General features: G+C 48.5%; 24 protein-coding genes and 1 tRNA gene. 10 read left to right on the forward strand and 15 right to left on the reverse strand.

Annotated features, from left to right (window positions below):
- Window positions 1–52: 52 nt before the first annotated feature.
- From QGP82_RS01910 to pilM, 6 genes are all read right to left on the reverse strand, one after another.
- Window positions 53–1372 carry an NAD-binding protein gene (locus QGP82_RS01910; RefSeq protein WP_499056850.1) on the reverse strand — a complete coding sequence of 440 codons (1320 nt, stop codon included), beginning with the start codon at window positions 1370–1372 and terminating at the stop codon, window positions 53–55.
- Window positions 1373–1579: 207 nt separating this feature from the next.
- Entirely contained in the window at window positions 1580–1897 is a 318-nt protein-coding gene (locus QGP82_RS01915; RefSeq protein ID WP_163671673.1) for an HU family DNA-binding protein, read from the reverse strand.
- Window positions 1898–2173: 276 nt separating this feature from the next.
- Window positions 2174–4234, reverse strand: a complete 2061-nt coding sequence (locus tag QGP82_RS01920) for a secretin GspD/PilQ domain-containing protein (RefSeq protein WP_163698579.1) — start codon at window positions 4232–4234, stop codon at window positions 2174–2176.
- Between the two features lie 98 nt (window positions 4235–4332).
- Complete coding sequence (locus tag QGP82_RS01925) at window positions 4333–5145, reverse strand: hypothetical protein (protein WP_163664859.1); 813 nt, start codon at window positions 5143–5145, stop codon at window positions 4333–4335.
- The gene (locus QGP82_RS01930; RefSeq protein ID WP_163664857.1) at window positions 5145–5927 is read right to left on the reverse strand and encodes a PilN domain-containing protein; all 783 of its coding nucleotides are present in this window, start codon (window positions 5925–5927) and stop codon (window positions 5145–5147) included. The genes QGP82_RS01925 and QGP82_RS01930 overlap by 1 nt, the downstream gene beginning before the upstream one ends.
- A gap of 3 nt (window positions 5928–5930) precedes the next feature.
- Window positions 5931–7034: a type IV pilus assembly protein PilM gene (gene pilM / locus QGP82_RS01935; RefSeq protein ID WP_163664855.1), complete on the reverse strand. Its 1104-nt coding sequence runs from the start codon at window positions 7032–7034 to the stop codon at window positions 5931–5933.
- Window positions 7035–7555: 521 nt separating this feature from the next.
- Here pilM and purT point away from each other — a divergent pair.
- On the forward strand, window positions 7556–8797 hold the full coding sequence (gene purT / locus QGP82_RS01940) for a formate-dependent phosphoribosylglycinamide formyltransferase (RefSeq protein WP_499056853.1): 1242 nt from the start codon (window positions 7556–7558) through the stop codon (window positions 8795–8797).
- Window positions 8798–9065: 268 nt separating this feature from the next.
- Window positions 9066–10346, forward strand: coding sequence for an ABC transporter substrate-binding protein (locus tag QGP82_RS01945; protein ID WP_499056855.1), 1281 nt, complete (start codon window positions 9066–9068; stop codon window positions 10344–10346).
- A 36-nt stretch (window positions 10347–10382) separates the two neighbouring features.
- On the opposite strand, the gene QGP82_RS01950 is transcribed toward QGP82_RS01945, so the two are convergent.
- The 3 genes from QGP82_RS01950 to QGP82_RS01960 form a co-directional block, all read right to left on the reverse strand.
- On the reverse strand, window positions 10383–11666 hold the full coding sequence (locus QGP82_RS01950; protein WP_499056858.1) for a bifunctional folylpolyglutamate synthase/dihydrofolate synthase: 1284 nt from the start codon (window positions 11664–11666) through the stop codon (window positions 10383–10385).
- Window positions 11666–12004, reverse strand: coding sequence for a P-II family nitrogen regulator (locus QGP82_RS01955; protein WP_006517973.1), 339 nt, complete (start codon window positions 12002–12004; stop codon window positions 11666–11668). Before QGP82_RS01955 ends, QGP82_RS01950 begins: the two co-directional genes overlap by 1 nt.
- 167 nt (window positions 12005–12171) lie before the next feature.
- Window positions 12172–12675 (reverse strand): hypothetical protein, encoded by a 504-nt coding sequence (locus QGP82_RS01960; protein WP_499056860.1) that lies wholly within the window; start codon window positions 12673–12675, stop codon window positions 12172–12174.
- A gap of 397 nt (window positions 12676–13072) precedes the next feature.
- Here QGP82_RS01960 and queF point away from each other — a divergent pair, with 397 nt between their 5' ends.
- Entirely contained in the window at window positions 13073–13492 is a 420-nt protein-coding gene (queF, locus tag QGP82_RS01965; RefSeq protein WP_490794121.1) for a preQ(1) synthase, read from the forward strand.
- Between the two features lie 75 nt (window positions 13493–13567).
- On the opposite strand, the gene QGP82_RS01970 is transcribed toward queF, so the two are convergent.
- Complete coding sequence (locus QGP82_RS01970; RefSeq protein WP_499056863.1) at window positions 13568–14146, reverse strand: DUF924 family protein; 579 nt, start codon at window positions 14144–14146, stop codon at window positions 13568–13570.
- A 37-nt stretch (window positions 14147–14183) separates the two neighbouring features.
- Here QGP82_RS01970 and QGP82_RS01975 point away from each other — a divergent pair, with 37 nt between their 5' ends.
- The 3 genes from QGP82_RS01975 (at window position 14184) to QGP82_RS01985 (ending at window position 16538) form a co-directional block, all read left to right on the forward strand.
- Window positions 14184–14468 (forward strand): hypothetical protein, encoded by a 285-nt coding sequence (locus QGP82_RS01975; RefSeq protein WP_163664842.1) that lies wholly within the window; start codon window positions 14184–14186, stop codon window positions 14466–14468.
- Window positions 14469–14877: 409 nt separating this feature from the next.
- The gene (gene gmd / locus QGP82_RS01980) at window positions 14878–15942 is read left to right on the forward strand and encodes a GDP-mannose 4,6-dehydratase (RefSeq protein WP_163664840.1); all 1065 of its coding nucleotides are present in this window, start codon (window positions 14878–14880) and stop codon (window positions 15940–15942) included.
- Between the two features lie 125 nt (window positions 15943–16067).
- Window positions 16068–16538, forward strand: a complete 471-nt coding sequence (locus QGP82_RS01985) for a DUF2996 domain-containing protein (RefSeq protein WP_163664839.1) — start codon at window positions 16068–16070, stop codon at window positions 16536–16538.
- 74 nt (window positions 16539–16612) lie between these two features.
- Here the strand turns inward: QGP82_RS01985 and purH are convergent, their stop codons facing one another.
- From purH to QGP82_RS02000, 3 genes are all read right to left on the reverse strand, one after another.
- The gene (gene purH / locus QGP82_RS01990; RefSeq protein ID WP_499056866.1) at window positions 16613–18157 is read right to left on the reverse strand and encodes a bifunctional phosphoribosylaminoimidazolecarboxamide formyltransferase/IMP cyclohydrolase; all 1545 of its coding nucleotides are present in this window, start codon (window positions 18155–18157) and stop codon (window positions 16613–16615) included.
- Window positions 18158–18315: 158 nt separating this feature from the next.
- Complete coding sequence (locus tag QGP82_RS01995) at window positions 18316–18873, reverse strand: Uma2 family endonuclease (RefSeq protein WP_163698587.1); 558 nt, start codon at window positions 18871–18873, stop codon at window positions 18316–18318.
- Window positions 18874–19078: 205 nt separating this feature from the next.
- A complete protein-coding gene (locus QGP82_RS02000) occupies window positions 19079–20485 on the reverse strand; it encodes a hypothetical protein (RefSeq protein ID WP_499056868.1) in 1407 nt (468 codons plus the stop codon).
- Window positions 20486–20806: 321 nt separating this feature from the next.
- Between QGP82_RS02000 and QGP82_RS02005 the strand changes: the two genes are divergently transcribed.
- The 3 genes from QGP82_RS02005 to coaBC all read left to right on the forward strand — a co-directional run bounded on the left by QGP82_RS02005 (window position 20807) and on the right by coaBC (window position 23002).
- The gene (locus QGP82_RS02005) at window positions 20807–21451 is read left to right on the forward strand and encodes an alpha/beta hydrolase (RefSeq protein ID WP_499056869.1); all 645 of its coding nucleotides are present in this window, start codon (window positions 20807–20809) and stop codon (window positions 21449–21451) included.
- A gap of 85 nt (window positions 21452–21536) precedes the next feature.
- On the forward strand, window positions 21537–21755 hold the full coding sequence (isiD, locus tag QGP82_RS02010; protein ID WP_006517984.1) for a protein IsiD: 219 nt from the start codon (window positions 21537–21539) through the stop codon (window positions 21753–21755).
- Entirely contained in the window at window positions 21755–23002 is a 1248-nt protein-coding gene (gene coaBC / locus QGP82_RS02015; protein WP_499056871.1) for a bifunctional phosphopantothenoylcysteine decarboxylase/phosphopantothenate--cysteine ligase CoaBC, read from the forward strand. The genes isiD and coaBC overlap by 1 nt, the downstream gene beginning before the upstream one ends.
- Window positions 23003–23093: 91 nt before the next feature.
- Here the strand turns inward: coaBC and QGP82_RS02020 are convergent, their stop codons facing one another.
- Together QGP82_RS02020 and QGP82_RS02025 are read right to left on the reverse strand one after the other, a co-directional pair.
- Window positions 23094–23834, reverse strand: a complete 741-nt coding sequence (locus QGP82_RS02020; protein ID WP_163698591.1) for a Tic22 family protein — start codon at window positions 23832–23834, stop codon at window positions 23094–23096.
- A 213-nt stretch (window positions 23835–24047) separates the two neighbouring features.
- Window positions 24048–24121: transfer RNA gene (locus QGP82_RS02025), tRNA-Pro, on the reverse strand.
- Between the two features lie 87 nt (window positions 24122–24208).
- Here QGP82_RS02025 and QGP82_RS02030 point away from each other — a divergent pair.
- Window positions 24209–24649 carry a DUF4332 domain-containing protein gene (locus QGP82_RS02030; RefSeq protein WP_163664825.1) on the forward strand — a complete coding sequence of 147 codons (441 nt, stop codon included), beginning with the start codon at window positions 24209–24211 and terminating at the stop codon, window positions 24647–24649.
- Window positions 24650–24720: the final 71 nt, after the last annotated feature.

The raw sequence follows: 24720 nt of genomic DNA on the forward strand, positions 1-24720 counted from the left end.
CCGATACTATATATAGAGACGTTTGGTTTGAGAGGCGTTCCATGGAACGCCTCTACAACGAACGCCGGAAGTTAAACCAATTTTCAGCCCCATCTCGTCGCCATTGCCCTTCACACCAACGGCAATGTTTCCATTGATCAATCGCTTGATAAATAACATCCAGCAATGTGCCAGGTCTAAAACTAGCAGTTATCCATGGGCTCAAGGTCTGCATATCAGGTTTGTTACCCAAAGCTGCTGCCAATGTAGGAGCCCCATCCCCCATCAGATGCATCCCAATAATCTGCTGACCTAAGATAATAAGTTTGCAAAAATTAATCTGTGCAACATTTTCAGCCATCACTGGCAGACAAAATGCCTGAAATATCTGCACATCACGCCCATAACATCGTCTCGCCTGGCGCTCCGTCAAACCCCAGCGGCCAATGGGGGACAATAAATTAATTCCATACAACACCCGCTCATATTGAATCGTTAATCGTCGCCCAAACAAGGCATTGACCAAAGCAATACTTATTTCTTGCTGGGTCAACTCAGGACGATTCTCTCCCCCCAGACTACTGCCAGTCACATAAAGCTGAGACCATTGTGTTTGCAGACAGACATTAACCGCCATGGGAACATCTGAAGCAATACCAACATTGCTTAAAGCTAGCGTCTCCCAGGCATAGGGCTGAGGTACAATCACCAATTGCTCAACATTAAATTTTTCCGCCTTAAACTGGCACTCATCAGATCCAGGGGAATTATGCGAGAAAATGACCTTAACACCTATGCTCCGAAGCTGAGCCGCAGCAAGACGTTGAATATCTTCATCTTCCGCTGGTAAAAGCGACCGATCTTGCAAAATGAGAACGACCTTGGCATGATGACTCAAAGCATAGGCCCATTCCAGAGCTGTTGCACCATATCCAATCACGCCAATGCTTTTAGGAAGTGTCTCAAGTTTTGCTAACTGATGGCATAAGAGACCAGTCGCCATGGGACCTGATGTGGCATAACCATCCGTTAGCAAATATCCCTTTGCCTTAAGATAACGATTTGCTAGTTTCAACCGTCGCCCTCGTGTGAAACTAGCCGGTTCAAGGATTACATCCACACCTTGGGAGTTAAGTGCCGCAGGAGAAAGAACTGTATGGGCACATTGCAAAGCAACCCAATCACGCCAAAAAGCCCAACGTTTCTTTGGTGTTGAAGTAGACCCAGCATAGCTAAGTGCTGCCAAGGTGTATCGAGTCATATCACTAATCTGCCAGTGCGGCGCGATCAAAGCGACCCGAGCACCTTTTTGAGCTGCAGTACAAGCAGCCATCCGACTGCTGAGACTACCCCCAAAAATCGCCAAGTCATAATCTGTGTCGTAGATTGCCATACTGTCCCATCAACGTCTGTCACATTGCTTTGTATTACAAACAACCTTTAAGACAGCTAAAAAGAAGTGCCGCTACAACTAAAAAGAAGTGCCGCTACAACTAAAAGCGGTTTGAGTGTAGTTGCAGAATAATTTCTGACAATAACACTGCCAATACGCAAAGTCGTAACGACACTATTAATAATTTTCTAATTACTTTTGACCAGCTTACTTTTTAGCAACCATTTCCTTGAATAGCTTACCTGCCGAAAATGCGGGCACAGTAGTAGCTGGGATAACCATAGTATCGCCAGTTTTCGGGTTACGGCCCTCACGTTCTTTGCGGTGGCGAGGCTCAAAAGAGCCAAACCCTACCAGTGTTACCTTCTCGCCATCGGCAACCGCTTCCATAATAGACTCAACCGCTGCAGAGATGACTGCATCAGCCTGCTTTTTAGTAACAGAGGCCTTTTCAGACACCTTGTCCACAAGTTCACCTTTATTCATCTTCGTCTCCTCGCAGATTAAAACCAATGAATGAACCATGTCCATGGTTGGACAAACAAGTCGAAAAACATAAGGAAAATCTCAACAGATCGCTGAAACCCCTGAGGCCCCATGTTTTCTCTGCCCTATTCTAAGGGGTACTTTGTCAGTATGGATCTATAAAACATTGAATTTATATGGATTTCAGCGATTTTTAGGAAAATTCATAGGATCTGTCCTCACAAAAGATACATTTTAAAGCAGAAAAATCTCTGAAAACCCTAAAAAATAAGGTCTTCAGAGATTTTACAAAAATGTTACAGAGGCTAACGTAAACTACTCGTCTTCTCCTAACAATTCCCGCACATCTTCCCCAGGTGTATAGCTATAGCCAAAGACACTCTCATCAGAGTCATCCAAAATCTGGGGTGTAACCAAAACAATTAGTTCACGGCGTTCATCTTCATTTTGTGTATCTCTAAATAAAGCACCAATTAGGGGTAAATCACCCAGAATTGGAACTTTACTGACTGTGACGCGATCAGTCTCTTGAATAATGCCTGATAGCAGTAACGTTTGTCCATCTCGAACTCTAATTTGCCCAGATGACAAAGCTCTGGTCGAAATTGGGGTCACTAGTCCCTGGTCTCCTCCTAGATCAATATCAGCCAGTGGAGATGAAATACTTGGCGCTACCGTCATGTTGACAAATCCATTATCGTCAATGCGGTCGATAAGAATCTGTAGTGTCAAACCAACGTCCTCGAAGTTAACAGTGTTAGTTTGCCGCGGAGGATCAGTGTTTGTGAAATTCACTGTAATGCTGCTTACAACCTGCTCAACTAGAGTAATGGCAGCATCTTGTCCTTCCTGAACAATCAATGTGGGATCGGTAATAATCTTGGCATGGCCATTTCTAATTTGGGCATCAATATCCAAAAAGAAGCTTGTGGCCAGCTGCGCTAAATTCCTTATACCAAAGCTAGCGTTTCCATTATCAACCTCAAACCCAAAATCCCCTGCACGAAAGCTAAGGCTAGTATCAACCTCTTCTATGGCACTGAGGTCAACATCGATCACCCTTACGTTGACAGCTACCTGACGACGACGAAGATCAAGCTGTACCAGCTGAGCGGTAGCAATTTCGATCTGGCGTGGAGTACCCACCAAGGTTACGGAACTAGTCCGCTCATCGCCAATCACCTCTAAACCGCGCAGCAAAGGTGCAGAGTCTTCATATTCTGCCCGCAGAATCTCAACTTCGGTTTCTAGTTCAGTTCTTTCAACTTCCTCGACTTCACCCACATCAGTCGTGGCCACAACCTCAGTAATCTCCTGCTGATCAGTGAACGCACTCTCAGCGCCCATGAAGACCAAGAAGTTAATCGCCGTTGCAACATCCACCTGGTTGAGACGAACACTGCGTATGTTTACGTTACGTGCAGCTTGAGGTAAACGGGGTCCAACAAAAATAGTTCTACCGACACGGTTGGCCTCAAGGCCAGAAATTTGCAAAACATAGTTGAAGACATTTTGCACAGGCTCATCTTCTATATCCAGAGTCACCTTAGTCTCTGCCTCTGCAGCACCTTCGCCATCTGCACCAGCCTCGGTGAACGCTAGGTTCAGGCCTGCTGCACGAGCCAATAGTGATAGTGCTTCACGGGCAGTTGCATCTCTCAGTACTAAACGGGGAACCCGCTCAGCCGTACCTAGATCAATAACATCTAGGCCAGAATTGATTTCAGATACCGAAATATCACCCACCGGAGGTGGAACAGCCTGGGGTAAAAATGGCGGTGCAACGTTGACTGAGGGAGTTGGTACAACTTCACCATCGATGATGACTTCGGGATTGGGGACTAAGATATCCGGTGTATCTGTTTCCGGCGTATCTGTGTCTGCCTGGGCGATATGGGTGGGTAGCAGAGTCTCATCGGTGACGGTTTCAATGGATTCGGGTAGCTCTGTAGGCTTGGGGATAGCATTGGGGCGTGTATCAAGACTTACGAGCAAGCCTTGACCATCAATCTTTTGCAAGTCAGCCACTGGAGCCGTGTCATTGCCCTTAATAGTTAACCTCACAGTGTTATCATTAAGGGTCTCTAATTGAATCGACTTGATCGTCGATGCAGGGTTCTGCTTGGTATAGGCCTTGCTGCTAGGTAACGTCAACTGAGCATTCGTGATGTCTGCCTGTAGCACATTATCGCGATTGACAGCAAAGATTTGAGGAGTATCACCGCCTTTAGTTGAAAGCAGCAACTCCATGCCAGTTTTAGTTACGTTAAGTTCAACGTCTTGAATGGCTGTAGCAGCAGCTTCAGCAGACTGGGCTGTGAGGACGCTGATAGCTCCGCCAGCAATTAAACTTCCGAGTTTGAAAAAGCGTTTCACAGTTCACTCCTTAAATCTTAGTTAGCGTACGTCAATGCCTAGGGATGGAATTTTGAAATTGGATAGGATTTACCAATCCACTGATCGGAGACTATCTACTACTCCGCAGGGGTTTCACCCTCAGGTGGCGGCGGTGGTGCAATTTCTGGCGGCACATTCGGATCCCCCGTTGGGATCAGCGCATTTACCTCAAAGGAAGTATTGATGCGCTGTTTTGGTTGCCCCACCACTTGTCCCTGGTTGTTAAGAACAGTTTCAGTTACTAACTGTCCTGCACCTAAGGAGAAATTCCTCAGCAACAGTAAAGGCTCTAATCGCTCAACATTGCCCAAAACTGCCTGAGTTTGACCAAAGTCCCCTGAAAACTGAACGTCATAGGTCTGACGTTTCAGTTTTCCATTCACCTCTTCCCCCAAACTGCCATCGTCAATAACAACTTCCTCACTGGGAACAAAGCTGTTTAGCTGAGCCTCAACTAAAATCGGCGGAATGCCACGGGTCTTAATCTGATTACGTTCTGCGGCAATCGTCGCATTACTATTCTTGATGCGCTGGTTAATGTCTAACAACAGGGTGTCCATTGAGGACTCATCTGCAAACAAGGAATAGACATTCCGCCGCTGAACCAACGCAACATCTCGGGCTTCTTCTAGCTTGGCAATCTCTTCAAGGCGTTCAGATTGAGTAGCCAATTGTTGCTCTTTCTCAGCAATAGCCTCTCGCAATTCTTGATTGCTTTGACGAACGGGTTGAACAAAGCGCTGGAAAAGAAAAATGGCTAAGCCAATGCCCGCCAGAGCAGCCAAAATCCCTAAAACCTTGGGAGTCAGCTCAATGCCAAAGACGACAGGGTTTATCGGCTCATCATACAGCTCATCTTCGGCTGGTATAAAGTCTCCGCTTAATGTCATTATTCGAGCACTCCTGTCTCTAAAAGGGCTTTTAACCTAGATGAAAGACCTACAGATGCTTGCTGATTTTCAAGTTCAGCCAGTAGTCGATCAAATTGTTCAGTAGATACACTCTTGATATTGCCTGCAATTGTGTAATTGACAAGCTGTGTAGGCTCATCCCGTTGAGCTTCTCCTGGGCATCGGCCTAAAACCTCTGACCCCAGGTTAGATGTGGTTAGGGCCACTGTTTCACCTTCTAGAAACGGTGAATTTTTGAGGGTCAGAACAAAGTCATTGACATCATCAAAGGAACAGGCTGTACCATTAATGCTGATGCCACCAGCCTCAGGGACGACGGGCTCCCCTCCATCTTCAACAGGTACGGCTTCACCTTCGGTTTGACTCACCTGGGTGAGCTGTGCCCGAGTAGGGATGCGATTTTGAATGTCTTTAACAATAGCCGACCAGGGTCGAATTTTAGTAAACACGCTGGCCAGGGCACGACTCTCGTCACGGGCGGCAGCAGTCTCGGCCTTAATGCGATCAACCTCAGCTAGCTTTGCTTGTAGCTCTGTCAGTTGACTGTCTAGTTCAGCCTGGCGTTTTTGCAAGTTTGATTCTTGATATTTCAGTAAGCCTAAAAAGCCACCGACGCCAGCCAAAGCGGCAACTAAGACACCTGCACCAATAACAATGGGGGTGCGATCGCTAGTGGGTTGCTGTCGAACAATGGGCGCTCCGGTAGCCACTACAGGGCGCTCTTCACGATCATTGAGAAAATTAATATCGATGCTATACATGTCCTAAACCTCCCGCAGACCCAAGCCAAGAACCGTAGCCAACCCAGGACGCTGAGCCTCAGAAATCTCATCGCCCACTTCTAGCGATAGAGCCTCAATGGGGTCAATGGGGCTAGCTGGCAAACTCAAACGTTGAGCAAAGAACTCATCCAATTGACCGATGGCGCTACCAGGTCCAGCCAATAACAATTGAGCAACTTCCATGTCTTCACCTTGATTGAGATAGAAGTCAATGGAACGACGTAGTTCATCAGAGAGTTCGCCCAATACTCTTAACATGGCAGCTGTACCGGGATTAGTCCCTCCTGCCATTTGGGGAGCCCCCATACTATCCATGGGTGTAGCCGGTACCGTCATACCCTGAAGTAGCTCTGTATTTCGCGTTGGTGGGAGGTTCATAGCACGGCTGAGAGCGCTTTGAATCTGGAACGTACCAATGGGGACTGTTCGCGAAAAATGGGGAATACCATCGACAACAATCGAAATTTCTGTGCTTTCAAACTGAATATCAACGATAGCCGCAGCCTCTTGGGGAGTAAATTGTCGCAGTTGCTCACGAATAGTACGAATTAGAGCAAAACTACTCGTTTCAACGACATCAAGATTGAGCCCAGCCTGCTGGAAGGTTTCCATGTAGGTGTCGGTCACCTCTTTCTTAACCGCCACCAGCAATACTTGCACTTTTTCGATGCCATCCTCATCGACAAAAAAGCCTAGTTTCTGATAGTCAACATCAGCTTCTTCTCGCGGGAAAGGCAGATAGAGACTTGCCTCTTGATTAAGGACCATCTCGCGGAGTTCATTGTCGTCTAACTCAGCTGGCACTGGAATCACCCGTGTGATTGCTCGTCCAGGAACAGCCGTTGTCGCCCGTTTCACCCTCAGCTTGCTTTCCGTTAAAGCAGTCCGAATGGCTTCAGCCATAGCTGCCATATCGATAATTTGCCCCTCTTCAAAAATGCCCTCGGGAATCTCAGCGGAGGCAAGAGTTTCTAACTTTATCTTTTGCCCCTGCTTGCGCAGGCGAGCAATATTGACCCGTTCGGGCGTAAGTTCAACACCAACGCCAGGGGATTTCCTCGAAAATAGTGACTTTAAACTATTCACAGCATTATCCGGTCACAAAATTATCCGGTTATGGAAAGCAATTTGAACTAGTAGGCGACGCCTAAAAATTTGAGTCAGATAGAGCCCAAACTTTTGGTCTGATTTTTTGCTAACGCATCGTACACAATTTGTGCAGGAATAGCCAGCAATCGCCAAAAGATACAGAGTTTGGTGTCAATACTGCCCTAAAAAACTCACAAAACGTACTTTTTTATTTGAGATTTTTCCCGTCATAGATGAGGAGAAAAAACCGCTTTACCATTGATGCCTCCATGATTAAACGTTTTAGCTTGGGCAGCCTTCACGCCCCCTGAAAACATTTCATTGCAGATTGTTAATCACATTGAATGTTTCATCAGTCCAGCATTTAAGTTTGAACATCGGCAGCTTATCACCCCCTAATCAGAACAACAGACAGATGCTCTGGGAAAGAAGGTGATTTTTTACGAGCGATATTACACGCAATTGGCTAAATTGATCACACGATTTCTAAAAAAAAGTTGGATTTTTATCAAACAACCATGGCAAAAGTGGCAATTCACCCTGAAGATGATGTCTGGGGAACTCCTCTATCCGGTAGCGGACACCGTCTGCTGTTATTGGGTTCCGGAGAACTGGGGCGCGAGGTGGCTCTAGAAGCAATGCGTTTGGGCATTGAGGTGATTGCAGTGGATGCCTATGCCAACGCTCCTGCTATGCAGGTGGCCCATCGTAGCCATGTCCTCAGCATGCTAGACGGCAAGGCGCTCAAACATGTGGTGGCACAAGAACAGCCAACATTGATTGTGCCGGAAGTCGAAGCGCTTGCAACGGAAACACTACTTGAGCTAGAGGCAGAGGGCTGGAAAGTTATTCCCACAGCTCTGGCAACGCGTCTGACCATGGACCGTGAGGGAATTCGGCGATTAGCAGCTGAGGAATTGGCGTTACCCACATCGCCCTATCAGTTTGCAGCAACGGCATCGGACTATCGAGATGCGATCGCAACCATTGGACTGCCCTGCGTCGTCAAACCCGTCATGAGTTCCTCAGGGAAGGGACAGAGTCTTGTCAAAACGGATGCCGATATTGACAGCGCCTGGACCTATGCCTTTGAAGCCGGACGCGGCAAAGACCAGCGAGTAATTGTGGAAGGTTTTGTAAAGTTTGACACCGAAATCACACTACTGACGATTCGGTCCCAGCCCGACCTCCCCCATGCTGAACCCACAACTCACTTTTGCCCCCCCATTGGTCATCGCCAGCAAGACGGCGACTATCGTGAATCCTGGCAACCCTGTGCCCTGAACCCCAGAACCCTCACCAAATGTCAAAACATAGCTAAAGCGATTACCGATGCGCTGGGTGGTGTGGGCCTGTTTGGTGTGGAATTGTTCATTGCCGGTTCCCCTAACGAAGAACAGACCGTTTACTTTAGCGAAGTCAGTCCCCGTCCCCACGACACCGGCATGGTCACCATGGTGAGCCAAAACATGTCCGAATTTGAGCTACATGTACGCGCAATTGCGGGCCTTCCCATTGGCGACATTGAGCAAATTCGTCCCGGTGCCTCAGCGGTGATTCTGGCCAGTGAACCTAGCAATAGCCCCACGTTTACCGGGGTAGCGGAGGCACTCACAGTACCCTCCAGTAAGCTCCGGCTGTTTGGAAAACCTCGCGCTTACAAGAACCGTCGCATGGGAGTGGCTTTAGCCCTGGGCGATACGGTGGAGGAAGCCCGCAGCCGTGCCTGTGAATGTGCAGAGCGGGTGAGGGTCCATTAGGTGACTGCATGCAACTTTGCTCAGCTACCCATGGCTAAGGTTCACATACACGAACTTAGAGAAAATTGATCAGGGTGCTGAGCGAAGTCGAACCACCACTTAAGACCGTCTTGGTCTAAAGTGTCTGAACACCTCCCTAAAAAATTTCTGTCGTTGCGGATCCTTGGCATGGCGTTGTCCCTCAAGCCGTTATCTGCGGACCATTGGGTTGATCTATTCGTACCTTAAAGGCGCAACAATAAATTTCCTTGATAAACAGAAAACCATCATGAAACTGTTTCAACGTCGGCACTTTTTAGCACGCATGGCATCGTGGGCCGCTGCTGGGGTCTTAGTTGCGATCGCAGGCTGTGGTGGAGGTAACGAACAGTCTGGCAAACAGGAGGTGGAATTTTGGACGATGCAGCTTCAGCCCAAATTCACCGACTATTTTGACCAGTTAATTGCCGATTTTGAAACAGCCAATCCAGACGTAGACGTGGTTTGGATAGATGTGCCCTGGGCTGACATGCAGAGCAAAATATTGACTGCAGTTTCTGCTGGAACAGCCCCCGATGTCGTCAATCTCAACCCTGACTTTGCATCTCAGTTAGCCAGTCGAAATGCTTGGCTCCCCTTGGATGAGCAGCTCACGTCTGAGGAACAAGCTGTTTATCTGCCTAAGATTTGGAAAGCAACAACGCTCAACGGCAGCAGCTTTGGATTTCCTTGGTATTTAACAACTCGGGTCACCCTTTTCAACACTGACCTGATGGAACAAGCGGGCATTGACGAGCCCCCCAGCACCTATGCAGAACTGGCGGATGCCGCTAAACAAATCAAAGAGACAACGGGCAAATATGCCTTTTTTATTAGCTTTGTGGCTGAAGATGCTGCTGATGTTTTGCAGTCGTTTATCCAAATGGGTGTCCCCTTGGTAGATGACGCCGGTAATGCCGCCTTCAATACACCTGAGGGTAAAGCCGTTTTTCAGTATTGGACCGATCTCTATCAGCAGGATTTGCTGCCCCGCGAAGTGTTGACCCAGGGCCATCGCCGCGCTATCGAGCTATATCAAGCAGGGGAAACCGTCTTTTTAGCCTCGGGTGCAGAAGCCTTAGACAATATTGCCAATAACGCGCCCGACATTGCCGCTGCCACTCAGACTGCGTCCCAAATCACTGGCACCACTGGCAAGAAAAACGTGGCTGCTATGAACCTGGTGGTCCCTCGCTCCACCGATGTGCCTGAGGCAGCGGTAAAGTTTGCCATGTATGTCACCAACAATGACAATCAGCTATCTTTTGCCCAGGCGGCCAATGTACTGCCATCGACAGCCGCGGCTATTGATGGCACCCTGACGCAAGCCCCTGCCGATGCTACCCCCATAGAAGTAGCGAGGGCCGTCAGTGCCAGCCAGTTAGCAGATGCTGAGGTGCTGATCCCAGCCCTTGAAGATGCGAAAAAGTTGCAGAAGGTCATTTATGACAACCTACAGGCTGCCATGCTAGGCGACAAAACCGTAGATGAGGCCGTTTCAGATGCAGCGGACGAATGGAATAACCGATAGATACTCCCCGGAGGAGGGTGGGCAATGCCCATCCTCCTATGCCATCCCAGTACCAAACCGGGCAAGAAAATCACCAATTAAATACAAAGAACCACACAAAACCTTGGTCGCACCATCTGCTGCTGAAAATGCATCCAGCCCAGTAGCTAAGGTGTCGTGGGTATAACAACCGGACAGCTCTGGACAAACTTCTTGAGCTAATTTTGCTAAATCTGTTGGATCCGCTGTTTGGTGACCTGGTACAGGCACTATATATAGTGTGTCACCTGGGTGCAACAACACTTCAAAAATATCCTTATGATCCTTAGTAGACAGCATTCCCATCAGCCAGACAACAGGCTGGGAAAGAGAATCTACATAATGACGCAACATTGCGGCCGCCGCCGGATTATGGGCACCGTCAATTAAAAGTTGTTGTCCCTGCCAGATCATCCATTGCAAACGTCCCGGCCAACGAGTTGCAGCCATGCCTGTCTGGATGGCCGTAGTGGGGATCTGCCAGCCTTGCTGTTGGAGTAGCTGGAGAATTGCGATCGCAATTCCACTATTCACACGCTGATGATCACCCAACAGCCCTGACTGATAGTCAATCGACTGACCTAAGCCACTACGCCACTGCCCTGATGCCATTAATTCAGCAGGCGCTACCTCGTACAGGGGGCAACCCAGTTCCAACGCTCGCTGGCGGACAACGGCATCAGCCTCAGAAGGCAGAGGCCCCATCACGACTGGCCGCCCCTGCTTAAGGATACCAGCCTTCTCTCTGGCGATATCAGCCAGGGTAGGGCCCAGCCGCTGCCAATGCTCACGACTAAGAGAAACAACAGACGTTACCAGAGGCTCAGAGCACACATTAGTAGCATCCAAGCGCCCTCCCAAACCCACTTCAATCACAGCAATATCCACGGCCTCAGCCGCAAAATAGGACCAGGCCGCCGCTGTAAAAACCTCAAATTGAGTCGGTGTTTCTGATGTCGGTGTGGAAAAATTTGCATCAATGGTCGCAGCGACCACATGCAAATGGTGCTCCAGCACCTGATTAGTAATCGGCTGCTGATTGATACAAATACGCTCGTTCCAGGTCAACAAATGGGGCGATGTATAGCGGCCTACTCGATAACCAGCCTCAGCCAGCACCGATGCCACATAGGCGCAGACTGAACCTTTGCCATTAGTACCGGCCACATGAACGATAGGCACCCGCTCCTGAGGGTTATCCAGACATTCTAAAAGCACCTCAATACGGGATAGCCCAAGGTTGACACCAAAGCGACCAAAGCTCGCCAGGAAATCGTCAATTGACAGCTTGTCAGAGAACACTAAACAGCTTCCGAATCTTTCTCGCCAGTACGAATACGAACGACTTCATTCACAGGCGTAACAAAAATTTTGCCATCACCGATTTCACCAGTACGAGCAGCCGAAATAACCTGATCAACAATGGCATCCACCTGATCATCATCAACCACAATTTCCACCTTGAGCTTTTGCAAAAACTCAACGGTATATTCTGAGCCCCGATAGCGCTCAGTTTGACCTTTCTGACGACCAAACCCACGAACTTCAGACACTGTCATCCCGACAACGCCTGCATTTACAAGTGCAATTTTGACTTCGTCAAGTTTAAACGGGCGAATGATGGCTTCTATTTTTTTCATACGAATTTATAAACTCCATACACCGGCCCAACAACAGAATTGGACCAACATACGATATCAACGTTTAAAGGGTCACACAGGTAAACTACCGTATCAATTGTTACGGTGTCACCTATATGCTGCGTAGTCAATTTTAGAGTAGAACCTGGGCTAAGCGATGTTTTTGACTAACGGTCATTAATCAACGGACGCATAATCAAAAAGCCTGCTCCAAACGCTGTGAAAATAATGATGGCAATGGAGAGAATTAGCCAAAGGGTACTCAAACTACCGCTAGCTGACGATTCAAGAGTATAACGACGATTTTCCCCAGACTGTTCTGTAAAAACTTTAGATAGGGCCGCCTTAGGTCTTTTAAGAGGTTTAGGCGCAGGTTCTGGAACTGATTGTAAGGGCTGTGGCGCAGCCTGAACAGGAAACTCTGCCGGTGGAGGCGAGGAGAAGGTCATCTCCACTTCAGCAGGATGAGCAACACCCGCAGAATGCCCCAGTTGAAGAGCCACCTGTACCATCTGATGAATGTTCTGCCGCAACAGATGATTCTGGTTCGTAAGGTGTGTGTTTTGGGCGCTCAATGAATCTACCATTGCCTTAGTGGCCTGTAGCTCAGCTGCCAGCTCACGGTATACCGACACGGGTACTGAAGGGGCATAGCTGGAGTCTGATCTCATCGGTTTTCTCCCTGAGTCAGAATTGTGGGAAGGATTCATAAGCAGTTCCAAAAATCTCCGATAAAAATACAAGTCAGCTGCTCTATGCGGTTTGCCAAATAAAGCCTTGCAAGCTGCAAATCTAAAAACAGGTGGGAAGCTGACCGTTCGGGACGTTCAAATTAGAGCAACGTCGACGTCATTCGTCAAGTACTTGCTCTAAGTTCTTTGAAATAGTCAGACAAGGCAGACAGGGATAAACTGATCAATCCACCTATGTAATCCTTGGAATGAAGCACACCTGTTAGCGGTCAATCAACGCCCCTGGAAACGGTTTATCCATTACCAACTTCATTGCTCGTCTAGTTGTACCCTGCTTCTTCAAAACCATCAACTCTTTTTCAGAACTTTCACAGCCATGACTGACACCACCTTTCCTAAAGCTACCCCTCCAGCAGAAATCAAATATGGCGAACGGGCAATTGAGGAAAACCATCTGATCACGTTCCCTAATCCGCGACCTGGCCGACAATATGACGTTAATATCACGCTGCCGGAATTCACCTGCAAATGTCCATTCTCAGGCTATCCGGACTTCGCAACCATCTATATCACCTACACGCCCAATGAAAAGGTAGTAGAACTAAAAGCCATAAAGCTTTACATCAATGGTTATCGCGATCGCTACATCTCTCACGAAGAGTCTATTAACCAGATCATGGATGACTTTATAGCTGCCGCCGATCCATTGAAGTTCAAGATCAAGGGGGATTTTCAACCCCGTGGCAACGTACACACCACGGTTGAAATTGGCTACGAAAAACCGATAACGGTTTAGGCCAAAATTTCGTGTAGCGGCGTTCCATGGAACGCCGCTACACGAAATTTTCAATTCACGTCCCCTGCCATTGATCTAAAACCTAGATCCTGGCCGCTTGAGAAAATCTAACTCAGCCTCGGTATTCGGTCGGTCTAGGGTCTGATTACGATGGGGAAATCGCCCAAACTGAGCGATGACATCTCGGTGACGTCGGGCATAATCCAAACCATGGGCAAGGTCCGGCGCATCGAGAATCAAGGCCTCAAAGTAATCAACACAGCGATGCTGATGATCCAAGTTCTCACTATGTTCAAAGGGCAAATAGAGGAAAAAACGCTCTACGGGCAGCATGGCTGCATCATACCCCCGGTCAATGGCCATTTCAGCAGTCGCTAAGGCCTCAGGATCAGCTGCAAAACTCTGGGGCGTATCTCGAAACATATTGCGGGCAAACTGATCCAACACAATGATTCGGGCTAGGCTTGATTTAGCCATTTTCAACCAAGGTTCGGATGGTGACGCTACCATGGCCCAATATAGGTCTAGAAACTGCGTTTTGATCTGTTTATCGAAGGCAGGATCTTTACGAAACCACTGCTTGCGATACTCACCCACCGGTGAGCCAAACCAAAAGTCTAAGACTGCTTGGGTATCGCTGTTGACTGAGTCCATCAATCTCTAGATAGGTAACACTCGGGGGAAATCGATCATGTCGTCCATCTTTTCACTCATCTTCGCTGTGGTGCTGGTGGTGGCAGTTTTTTGTTGGTTGACAGGATATCGATTGCCCATCCGATTTACCGCACCGTCTTTACCCACCGGCCCATCTAGCGTTCCTAGGGCAACACGCCAGCGATTGATGCGACTCGTTAATGGTAACCAGGCAGTGGCAGCTCGACTAGTGCAGCGGGTGCGATCGCAAAACCCTGAACGCTCAGAACAATGGTGTTGGGAAAAAGCAATTTACGATATTGAACGCGATCGCAGAGCATAAATCTCCTTGCCTCGCTTACTAACACCTCACAGTGTCTTGATTTAATACCCAGATATTTAAAGTTAACGTGGTGGTTACCATCAACATAGGTGGCGACCAACCACCATCAGCAGATGCCAATATAACAATATATCTGCCAGACTAGGCCCAAGTGGGCAGCCTAGTACGTAAAGGTACCTTTAAACTCACTGATTAAGCAGGCAGTCATAGCTAAACTTAGCTAACTGTCATACTGAGCCCATTAAAGTACCTCATCTTAAGCTTTCATAGTTTGAAAGTCTGCTCATTCGACGGCTCCTCTGGAACCCTAGCAGTCCTATCAACTATGAATGCATTCCTCAATTACCAAATATTTGGTTATTAGGGCTATCTACTAGCAATTTTTTTATAGAGTAAGGAAGCTGACAATATGACGCAGACTAAGCGTGCGCTAATTACTGGAATTACAGGCCAGGATGGATCTTATCTTGCAGAACTTCTATTAGAAAAAGGCTATGAGGTACACGGCATTATTCGTCGCACCTCCACCTTCAATACAGACCGTATTGACCATATCTATATCGATCCTCACAGTGATGATGCCCGTCTATTTCTCCACTATGGAGACCTCAATGACGGCACCATGTTACGGCGCATCTTAGAGCAAGTTCAGCCTAACGAAGTCTATAACCTCGGCGCTCAATCTCACGTGCGGGTGAGTTTTGATTCCCCAGAATATACCGTTGATACAGTCGCCATGGGTGCTCTGCGTTTGATGGAAGCCATTCGCGACTATCAGCAGCGTACTGATTCAGAAGTACGTTTTTACCAAGCAGGCTCTTCTGAGATGTTCGGTAAAGTTCAGGACATTCCCCAGAAGGAAACTACGCCCTTCTATCCTCGCAGTCCCTATGCCTGTGCCAAGGTTTATGCCCACTGGCAAACCGTTAACTACCGTGAGTCATACAACATGTTTGCCTGCAATGGCATCCTGTTCAACCATGAGTCACCTCGCCGTGGCGAGACATTTGTCACTCGCAAAATCACCCGCGCCGTGGCTCGGATTGTCGCGGGTCGTCAAAAGGAGCTTTACCTTGGCAACCTAGACTCCAAGCGAGACTGGGGTTATGCCAAGGATTATGTTCGCGCCATGTGGCTGATGCTGCAGCAAGATGAGCCTGGAGACTATGTTGTAGCAACTGGTGAAACTCACACCATTAAAGAGTTTCTAGATATCGCATTCAACTATGTCAACCTTGACTGGCATGATTACGTCAAGTTCGACCCTCGCTATCTGCGTCCTGCTGAGGTCGATATTTTAATCGGTGATCCTACCCACACTCAGGAAACGCTAGGTTGGCAGCCTTCTATTGACTTCTCAGGCCTAGTCAAGCTGATGGTGGATGCTGACCTGGAAGCCATCGGTCTAGACCCCGTCAGCAAGCAATCTGATGCCGCTACGGTACGTGCTGCTATTGCCGGTGTGATGTCCTAGGTTTCACTCTATGAACGCTCCTTTTAGAATCTGTTTTCTATGGGGGCGTTCTATTAATATAGGAAAGACCTTGTTTGGAGTGTGGTCTATGCTCCAAGCGCAAACTAACAGAACAGACAAAAAGCATGGCAGACGAGTCGACTCCTAAGGCCCCTGCGGCAAATTCCGCTGACAAAGCGCCAGCTAAGGCCCCTGCAAAAGCTAAGAAAGCAAAGCCACCTAAGTTAGAAGACAAACCGTTTGCTGAATTCATCGAGCAGCATTTTGTACCTGCTGTTAGGACGGCCCTCGAAAAAGAAGAGGGGCTTAACGATTTACAGCTTTCTTTTGAGAATCAGCCCATTAACGTAATCGGTGTGGATAAAGATAGCTATCCCCAGGTTATTGGTTGCTGGGCTAAAGGTGCACGTCAGTTCAATATCACCTTTCTAGAGGAAAGCATTACAGGTCCTAAGATTTATTCCTTTGCGACGAATGGTGCGACACCCAGCACCATCGAGCAGTTTATGGGCGATGAGCGCCGAGTTACGCTGGACCTCATGGTGTTGTATGTGCTGCAACGCATTAGAGGCCAAAAGTGGCTAAAGGGTAATTAGCCGATTTATTGGCATATCCCGGCTATAAGACCGGAGGGTGGGTAGTGCCCACCCTCCGGTTTGTTCATTGGGGGCTAATGCAAGAAATGCCGCGTCCCGGTCAACGCCATAATCACCCCTAGTTCGTTAGCTGCTTTAATCGAATCCTCATCACGAATACTGCCCCCTGGCTGCACAATTGCCTTAATGCCAGCAGCAGCAGCCGTTCGCACCGAGTCATCAAAGGGGAAAAATCCATCACTGGCCAATGTCGCGCCTTCAGCTTTTTCCGCAGCCTGCTCTAGGGCAATTTTGGCAGCACCTACACGGTTCATTTGCCCCGCCCCAATACCGACAGTAGTGCTTTCATTGGTCACTACAATGGCATTGGATTTCACGTGTTTAGCCACCCGCCAGGCAAATAGCAGTTCTGTGAGTTCAGCTTCGCTGGGCTGACGCTCAGTCACGATTTTCCACTGGGTCACATCTTGCTGGACGTCGTCAGAGGTTTGGATTAAAAAGCCACCTGCGATCGCACGAATCGTTTGACTAGGACCGCTCAATAAATCTGGCAGCACCAACACCCGCAGGTTCTTCTTCTTCGCAAGGATTTCTTGAGCTGCTGGCACACAACCGGGGGCCACCACACATTCTAGAAACGTCTGGGTCAGCGACTCAGCCGTCTCCACATCAATTTCCTGATTGAGGGCAACGATGCCACCAAAGGCAGACACATTATCAGCTTCAAAAGCACGTCTATAGGTAGACGCCATAGACTCACCGATAGCGACACCACAAGGGTTAGTATGCTTGAGCACAGCCGCCGCAGGACCATTTTCACTAGGGAATTCCGCAATGATGCGACGGGCAGCTTCAAGGTCCACCAGATTGTTGTAGCTGAGATCTTTACCCTGGAGTTTTTCGGCAGCGGCCCAACCACTAGGTTGGTTGCCGGTTTGATACCACACAGCAGGTTGGTGGGGGTTCTCGCCATAGCGGAGGGGTTGCTTTTGAGTGCCGCTGAGGGCAAAACGCTCACTGGTGGCATCGCCAGCTTGCTCGGTTAGGTACGTGGCAATGGCCTGATCATAGGTAGCCGTATGCCAAAAGACTTGACGGGCGCATTGGGCACGGAATTCTACAGAAGGTTGACCGTTATGAGTTCTTAGTTCGTTGAGATAACCTTCATACTGACCAGGGTTGCAGAGAACAGTCAGGTAAGCGTGGTTTTTTGCTGCCGAGCGCAGCATGGTGGGGCCACCGATGTCGATGTTTTCAATGGCCTCTGTCAGATTAGCGTCGGGCTTAGCAATGGTCTGCTCAAAGGGATACAGGTTGACAACCACTAGATCGATCGGACGAATATCGTTATCGGCCAGATCTTTTTGGTCATCAGGATTATCGGTACGCGCTAGCAAACCACCGTGGATGCGAGGTTGAAGAGTTTTAACGCGTCCACCAAGGATTTCAGGAAAGCCAGTGTAGTCGGATACTTTGGTGACGGGGATGCCTGCTTCGGTGAGGGTGCGAGCAGTACCACCGCTGCTAATGATATCAAAATCGAACTCTGTGGTGAGGACCTTGGCTAGATCAACAATTCCTGTTTTGTCAGATGCACTGAGCAGCGCTAAGCGTGTCATGGGATTTTCTATCTTCTCGGGGTGATCACCCCTACTAGGGTAGAACGCAAGGGTGCATTTTTCCGCCCCCAAAATCCCAGCTATGATGAATAAGCCTTAGTAGGAGTATGACCTTTGTGCCTACTCCATTCTGAACAGATCGCTATGCAACACTTCATCTAATTCAGCGTCAGCCAGCCAAACACATCAAGCGCCGTTAAGGATAAGTCAAGCCCTTCCAAAACCGGTAGATCTGCTTTATTGGTCAAAATCCGGATTCGTTGCTCCTTATCAACTACCAACACACTGTCTTCCCCTGGATCAAGTAACCAACCCAACTCACTTCCATGCTCAATACAGTGCAATAAATTACTGAGCACCTGGGTTTGACTCTGATCCGGCGACAAAATTTCAATGGACCAGTCCGGCGAAATTAGAAATCGATTGGCAATCCGCCCAGTTTCGGTCAGGGGAATGCGGCCCCAACGAAATACTGAAATATCGGGCACAATGGAACGCCCGCCAAACGTGCAGCGTAATTCTGGAAATGCGGCTGCCCGCTTGGTTGACCTTGCCACTTGGTTAATCGTTTCACAAAGCGTACTTTGCAACAGACTATGCTCACCCTGGGGCATCGGCTTCTGTAAGATACGGCCCTGAACAAATTCGGATGCAGGCTTAGTTTCTGGCAGTTCCAGAAAGGCTTTAAGCGTAAGTGGTTGAGTTGCAACAGTCATACGACTCAAATTTTGTAATCCAATCCTTCTCTGAACTGTAACAAATAGGATGAGCTTTCATATCTATTGACTGAATCCTTGCTCTTAACCAAAATCCCTAATTGGGGGAAGATGCTGAAACTGCATACAAAGCACTACTACCTGCCCCCTTCGACTTCGCGAAGGGGGCGCTTAAGATAGCTAGAAAAAACGTTGACTATCCAACTTAATCGTCGTCGTCGTCATCATCGTCATCGTCATCGTCGTCATCGTCATCGTCGTCGTCATCATTGCATCGACGACATTCGCCATGATCATCCGAACGATTATCGATGACCGTAGTCGACGACCCGACAATTTGAGTAATTTCAGTAACCGTTGTGGTCACAATGCTCGTATAGCTGCGCGTGTAGGAAAACGTTTCCCGAATATCTCGACCGCCACCAACCAGGTCATAGCGAATACTGGCGACACAGTTAATTTCCACATCCTCCAGCCTGAGGTCATCCCCCAGTTCTGCCCGCAGCTCTCGTTCCAACTGAGTCAGGGAAATCACCTCAGATTTCAGAATATATCTACCACCAGCCGCCTCAATTAAACGGGCTCCACTGTTGGTATGAATCTCCTGCCAGCGGCCACCACGGGTTCTAGCAAACACCTGATAAACCACATTGGCATAGGTCGTTTGCGGCTTATTCAGGATCTCCAACTGCAGGACTAAATTACGGCTCTGCTGGGTGCTGCCCGTCTGACGAGCCACATGTAATACCGACTCCCAAACACGACGCGTAACCTGGCTTTGAATTTCTGAACGTCTACGGGTTGAACGACTGCTGTTGGTCTCCGTACGAGACCTTGAGCTACGCCGACGGCGTTGAGCGCGACTATCGCCATCATCGTCGTCATCACGACTTTCTTGGCCATCGTCATCGTCATCATCGTCGTCATTACTACTTGATGTTAGGATGGCTGGCCGGTTAGAAGTGCGGCCAGAGACTGCAGTTTCTGTGGATTCAGTGCGGCTGGCTGTGACAGTACTTGATGTGGAGGTACGGACAATGGCTGTTGTCGTAGTTGTACTGATTTCTCTGTAGCTTTGTCGATAGGTAATCTTTTCGCGCAAGTCACGACCACCACCGACTAAGTCGTAGCGAATGCTAACGACACAGTCCAGCTCTACGTCTTCGATACTTAAATTCTCACCCAGTTCATCCCGGAGTTCCTCTTCTAGATCAGCAATGGAAATGACTTCTGATTCCAGGATGAACTTACCGTTACTAGCGGGAATTAACCGTGCACCGCGATTTGTATGAATTTCTTGCCAATCGTCACTGCCACGGGTCCTAGCAAAGACTTGATACACCGCATTAGCGTAGGTGGTCTGGGGTTTATTAAGCACCTCTAACTGCAACACTAGACTTGTACTCCGCTGGTTACGCTCCACCAGACGAGCCACATGCAAGACAGAATTCCAATCCTGAGCTCGACTTACTTGCTTTTGCGAGATCGGTGACGGGGCTTCAGATACTACATTTCCACGGGTTGGTGATTGCTGAGCCTGCCAAACCAAGGAAACCAACGCGGCTGGCAAAGCAGCCTTAAAGAACACACTTCGGAAAAAGGAATACTGCATAGCATTTCGTGATGACGCTGGTAGCCCATGGAGCTACCAAAGGGGCATCCATAGCTTCAGGCGTAGCTGACTTGAGGGATTTATGGAGTATTGATGAAATTTATGTGGTCAAGTGAGCTTACCCCAACGTCCTCATATATGCTTTTATGGGGTTTCCATTGCTATTCAAGCCTCGGTTACAATTTTTTAGTTCTTGTCATTGACGGTAATACACAAGGCCTTTGGTATTTACTATTTCTAGACATAGAACAGAGATAGAAAGGTCTATGGCGGGTCTAAGGTAAAATCCGTAGCGACCTTCCCACTAATCACTGTTTGCCTATGTCACTTCGTGCCCTGTCCGCTGGTGACTCTACCGCTGACCATCTTTTGATTCTTCTCCATGGCTGGGGAGCTAATGCGCAGGACGTTGCAGGCATCGCCCCGTACATGCAGTTAGAGAAGTATCAAATGCTGTTCCCAGATGCTCCCCATGCTCACAAAATAGCCAATGGTATGGGAGCACCTAACGGACGGATGTGGTACGCCCTACCTGACATTTTCGACTTTGACCAGCCCTTCACCCATCAGGCAGATCTACAGCAAAGTCGGCAGTTGTTACTCGATTGGATCACCGCTTTACCGAAAAAAACTGGCGTTCCATTAGAGAAAACTATCCTCGGCGGCTTTTCCCAAGGGGGAGCCATGGCATTAGACATTGGCATGGGACTGCCCGTTGCAGGAATGATGATCCTTAGCGGTTATAGCCACAGTCCCTTGGTAACGCCCATTAATCCGCGCCCCATTCTGCTAGTCCATGGACGCCAAGACCCAGTGGTTCCCATTACCCAAGCCCATCAAAACAAAGCTGAACTCGGCCACTTGTCAGTTGATGTTGACTATCACGAATTCAACATGGGGCACGAAATCAACCTACAGGTACTAGAGATGGCCAAGAATTTTTGCGAAAAACTTTGTAAAAACTAGGTGTAACATTTCAGACGCACTCCGGGACAGTGATAACGACACCGAATACACTGGAGACAGCGCCCGCCCACAGGAGCCAGCACCCATGGTTTTAAGTACAAGCAAAGTTTCTGATAAGCCCATTGCTGACGTTACTCAAGAAGAGGTCGATCAGCTGGCACAACGTCTAGAACAGGATGAATACACGACAGCCTTTGAAGGTCTGCAGGATTGGCATCGACTACGGTCAGTAGCATTCCAGCGTCCAGAGCTAGTGCGTTCTTATCTACATTTATTAGATGTAGAAACCTACGACGAAGCCTAATGACAGATGCGTCACCAACGACCAAAATTTTGGTCGGCATTAGTGGCGGCATAGCGGCCTATAAAGTTTGTGAGGTGGTGTCTACCCTGGCTAAAGCAGGGGCAGAGGTACGGGTTATTCTGACGTCCTCGGCAGAGGCGTTTGTTTCGGCTTTGACCTTTGCCACCCTCTCACGTCATAACGCTTACACCGATGATAATTTTTGGTCCGCTGACCAGGCTCGCCCCCTACATATTGAGCTAGCTGAATGGGCGGACTGTTTTTTGATTGCACCGTTAACAGCAAATACTCTGGGGAAATTGGCCCACGGCTTAGCAGACAATCTGCTAAGCAATACGGTCTTAGCATCCACATGCCCAGTGCTACTGGCTCCGGCTATGAATACGGATATGTGGCTACAGCCGTCTGTCCAGCGTAACTGGCACCAGGTTTTAACGGATGAACGTTACCATGCGGTGGGACCAGCGGCTGGCAGGTTAGCGTGCGATCGCATTGGCACCGGTCGCATGGCCGCACCCCAGACCATCCTCGCTGCCCTAGAGTCTCTCAAACACACCCAAGGTCGTCGTGACCTCAAGGGCAAGCGCGTCCTCATTAGTACTGGTAGCACCCAGGAATTTATCGACGCCGTTCGCTACATTGGCAATCCATCGACTGGTCGTATGGGCATTGCTTTAGCCACTGCCGCCGTCCATCGTGGCGCACATGTATCCTTAGTACATGGCCCCATGGAAAGACATCTCCGCCAGACCATTCCAGATCCAGTGCAAACCACAGCCGTTGTTAGTGCCGCCGATATGGAAGCGGCTCTGATGGCTCAGTTAGACACTGTAGACTGGATCATCATGGCCGCAGCAGTAGCTGATATGCGCCCCCAGTTGCACGTCACTGGCAAACTTGCTAAGGCAGATTTACCTAACCCGTTACCCCTTGAACCGGTCACAGATATTGCGGCAAAACTGTCCGCTAACAAAAGAGCCGACCAAACCCTGGTGGGGTTTGCGGCTCAAACAGGCGATATTATTGAGCCTGCCCTAGGCAAGCTACAGCGTAAAGGATTGGATGCCCTTGTGGCCAACCCAGTGGATCAGCCGGAGAGTGGATTTGGCAGCGATCGCAACCATGGCATCTTCCTAGATAAATACGGCCAACAAATAACATTGGCCACCGACACCAAATTATCGATGGCCCACAAAATCTATAGCCTGCTCCGCAAGATACCTAGTGAGGCCCCATTAGACCTTTAGCGTCGAACCTTACCTCAATAATCAATCTCACTCAGACGCTCACCCAGTATGATCGCTGTCGCAACCTTCAGACTAGATGAGCCACTACCCACTATTGCAAGTCCAAACTCTGAATATGATTAATCACATCTGAATCTGGCAAGAAGCGAATACGCTCAAACGCTTCATTATCACTGCCCAAGATATTCCCAGATAAATCTGCCAAGGAAACCACACCAACATTTACCTGAGACATATTAGGGTTAGACGCTTGAATAGAACTTAAGACACTATCTGCATCCTGCTTGGAGAAGAACATGGAGAAAATAGACTCTTCAGAGTCATCACCAATCGATAGCGGCAGATAATTCCCAGCAGCATCTTGCAAAGCAAACAAAGGAACCAACGATGAAGAGGTAGTCCCACCAAAATTACTATCCAAAGCACGCGCTGCCTCCAATTCTTCAGCCTCAGGAATAAAGATCAACTTTAAAGGGACTTCCCGTTCTTCCTGGGCTAGGCGATGAACAGATGCTAAGTCAATCACACCAACAGAGCCACCTTGGTTAAATCGAGGCTCCTCTTCGCGAACCTGCTCTACAAAACTGAGCACATCATCTTCAGTAAAGAACACCCGTAGTAGAGATACATTTCCCATGCCATCATTGGGCAAATCAACAACTGATGTCACATAGCCACCAGAACTATCAGCCACCACAAAAACAGGGACTTCTGCAAATTTAATGAGCAATTCATCTTCCGAAAGCGCTGCTGCTTGAGGGGTATGGAATGTAGCGGCAATAACACCACCACCTAATAGGCCACATAGAAAACGACCAAACATTGCTTTCATACTTCCTCCTGATGCCAAACTACTGACTTGCTCAGTCTTCATCATCTAACACAGCTTAACTTCATCTACGATAAGCTGAGACATTTCTACAACTGGCCACCGTCCCAAGCAAAGATCCCAAGCTACCCCAGGAGTACTGATAATATCCCGCATCCAATAGACTCAAAAATCTTGCACAGAGAGATTACAGGATTACAACACAAATTTAAAAAATCGGGATGACAGGATTCGAACCTGCGACATCCTGCTCCCAAAGCAGGCGCGCTACCAAGCTGCGCTACATCCCGTGGTCAAAAACACCCTAGACAATTAAACTGCTAAAGCCCAAGTGCAATAGATTAACAACCTAACATAAATATACCTCTGTTTACCCAATGGTTTTTGAACCGCTCAGAATACCTAACTCTATCCGACTTCAAAACTGGGCTATTGAGCAGCTACCAGGCATCTCTGACGAGCACCAGCAGCAGCTAAATATATTGAATATTTTCACGACTTTTGACCTACTCAATGCAACTCGCACCCAGTCAGCACGCTTAAAGCTGGCCCAGCAGCTTAACTCTCATATCAAATATGTCAACAAGTGGACGGCCTTAGCCCAACTAGCTTGCCTCCCCAGCGTAGGATGCAAATACTGCGGTCTACTATTGCACGCTGGCATTAGCTCACCTCAGCAATTGGCACTATTACCTGTTGCCCAACTTCACTCCCAACTTAAGCGACTCCAAATAAAACTCATGCAGCGAGCTGACCTGAGCCCAGATACAGCCCAAGTTTCACAATGGATTACTGAAGCCAAACAACTATGCAGGTAGGGCAAGACTAGACTCGCACCTCAGATATCACTCTTGATGTCTTAAATGCGTACAACCCACCTCAATACCAG

Source organism: Leptothoe sp. LEGE 181152 (genome assembly GCF_032906605.1).
Lineage (GTDB): Bacteria > Cyanobacteriota > Cyanobacteriia > Phormidesmidales > Phormidesmidaceae > Leptothoe > Leptothoe turfae.

What these genes read in the sequence shown, in the direction of transcription:
- QGP82_RS01995 (WP_163698587.1), bottom strand. Translation starts at nt 18,873, where the DNA reads ATGACTGTTGCAACTCAACCACTTACGCTTAAAGCCTTTCTGGAACTG.
- QGP82_RS01915 (WP_163671673.1), bottom strand. Translation starts at nt 1,897, where the DNA reads ATGGTTCATTCATTGGTTTTAATCTGCGAGGAGACGAAGATGAATAAA.
- QGP82_RS01970 (WP_499056863.1), bottom strand. Translation starts at nt 14,146, where the DNA reads ATGGACTCAGTCAACAGCGATACCCAAGCAGTCTTAGACTTTTGGTTT.
- QGP82_RS01975 (WP_163664842.1), top strand. Translation starts at nt 14,184, where the DNA reads ATGTCGTCCATCTTTTCACTCATCTTCGCTGTGGTGCTGGTGGTGGCA.
- purH (WP_499056866.1), bottom strand. Translation starts at nt 18,157, where the DNA reads ATGACACGCTTAGCGCTGCTCAGTGCATCTGACAAAACAGGAATTGTT.
- QGP82_RS01945 (WP_499056855.1), top strand. Translation starts at nt 9,066, where the DNA reads ATGAAACTGTTTCAACGTCGGCACTTTTTAGCACGCATGGCATCGTGG.
- QGP82_RS01960 (WP_499056860.1), bottom strand. Translation starts at nt 12,675, where the DNA reads ATGAGATCAGACTCCAGCTATGCCCCTTCAGTACCCGTGTCGGTATAC.
- gmd (WP_163664840.1), top strand. Translation starts at nt 14,878, where the DNA reads ATGACGCAGACTAAGCGTGCGCTAATTACTGGAATTACAGGCCAGGAT.
- QGP82_RS02030 (WP_163664825.1), top strand. Translation starts at nt 24,209, where the DNA reads ATGGTTTTTGAACCGCTCAGAATACCTAACTCTATCCGACTTCAAAAC.
- QGP82_RS02000 (WP_499056868.1), bottom strand. Translation starts at nt 20,485, where the DNA reads ATGCAGTATTCCTTTTTCCGAAGTGTGTTCTTTAAGGCTGCTTTGCCA.
- purT (WP_499056853.1), top strand. Translation starts at nt 7,556, where the DNA reads ATGGCAAAAGTGGCAATTCACCCTGAAGATGATGTCTGGGGAACTCCT.
- QGP82_RS01985 (WP_163664839.1), top strand. Translation starts at nt 16,068, where the DNA reads ATGGCAGACGAGTCGACTCCTAAGGCCCCTGCGGCAAATTCCGCTGAC.
- QGP82_RS02020 (WP_163698591.1), bottom strand. Translation starts at nt 23,834, where the DNA reads ATGAAAGCAATGTTTGGTCGTTTTCTATGTGGCCTATTAGGTGGTGGT.
- QGP82_RS01910 (WP_499056850.1), bottom strand. Translation starts at nt 1,372, where the DNA reads ATGGCAATCTACGACACAGATTATGACTTGGCGATTTTTGGGGGTAGT.
- coaBC (WP_499056871.1), top strand. Translation starts at nt 21,755, where the DNA reads ATGACAGATGCGTCACCAACGACCAAAATTTTGGTCGGCATTAGTGGC.
- queF (WP_490794121.1), top strand. Translation starts at nt 13,073, where the DNA reads ATGACTGACACCACCTTTCCTAAAGCTACCCCTCCAGCAGAAATCAAA.
- QGP82_RS01930 (WP_163664857.1), bottom strand. Translation starts at nt 5,927, where the DNA reads ATGTATAGCATCGATATTAATTTTCTCAATGATCGTGAAGAGCGCCCT.
- QGP82_RS02005 (WP_499056869.1), top strand. Translation starts at nt 20,807, where the DNA reads ATGTCACTTCGTGCCCTGTCCGCTGGTGACTCTACCGCTGACCATCTT.
- isiD (WP_006517984.1), top strand. Translation starts at nt 21,537, where the DNA reads ATGGTTTTAAGTACAAGCAAAGTTTCTGATAAGCCCATTGCTGACGTT.
- QGP82_RS01925 (WP_163664859.1), bottom strand. Translation starts at nt 5,145, where the DNA reads ATGACATTAAGCGGAGACTTTATACCAGCCGAAGATGAGCTGTATGAT.
- QGP82_RS01955 (WP_006517973.1), bottom strand. Translation starts at nt 12,004, where the DNA reads ATGAAAAAAATAGAAGCCATCATTCGCCCGTTTAAACTTGACGAAGTC.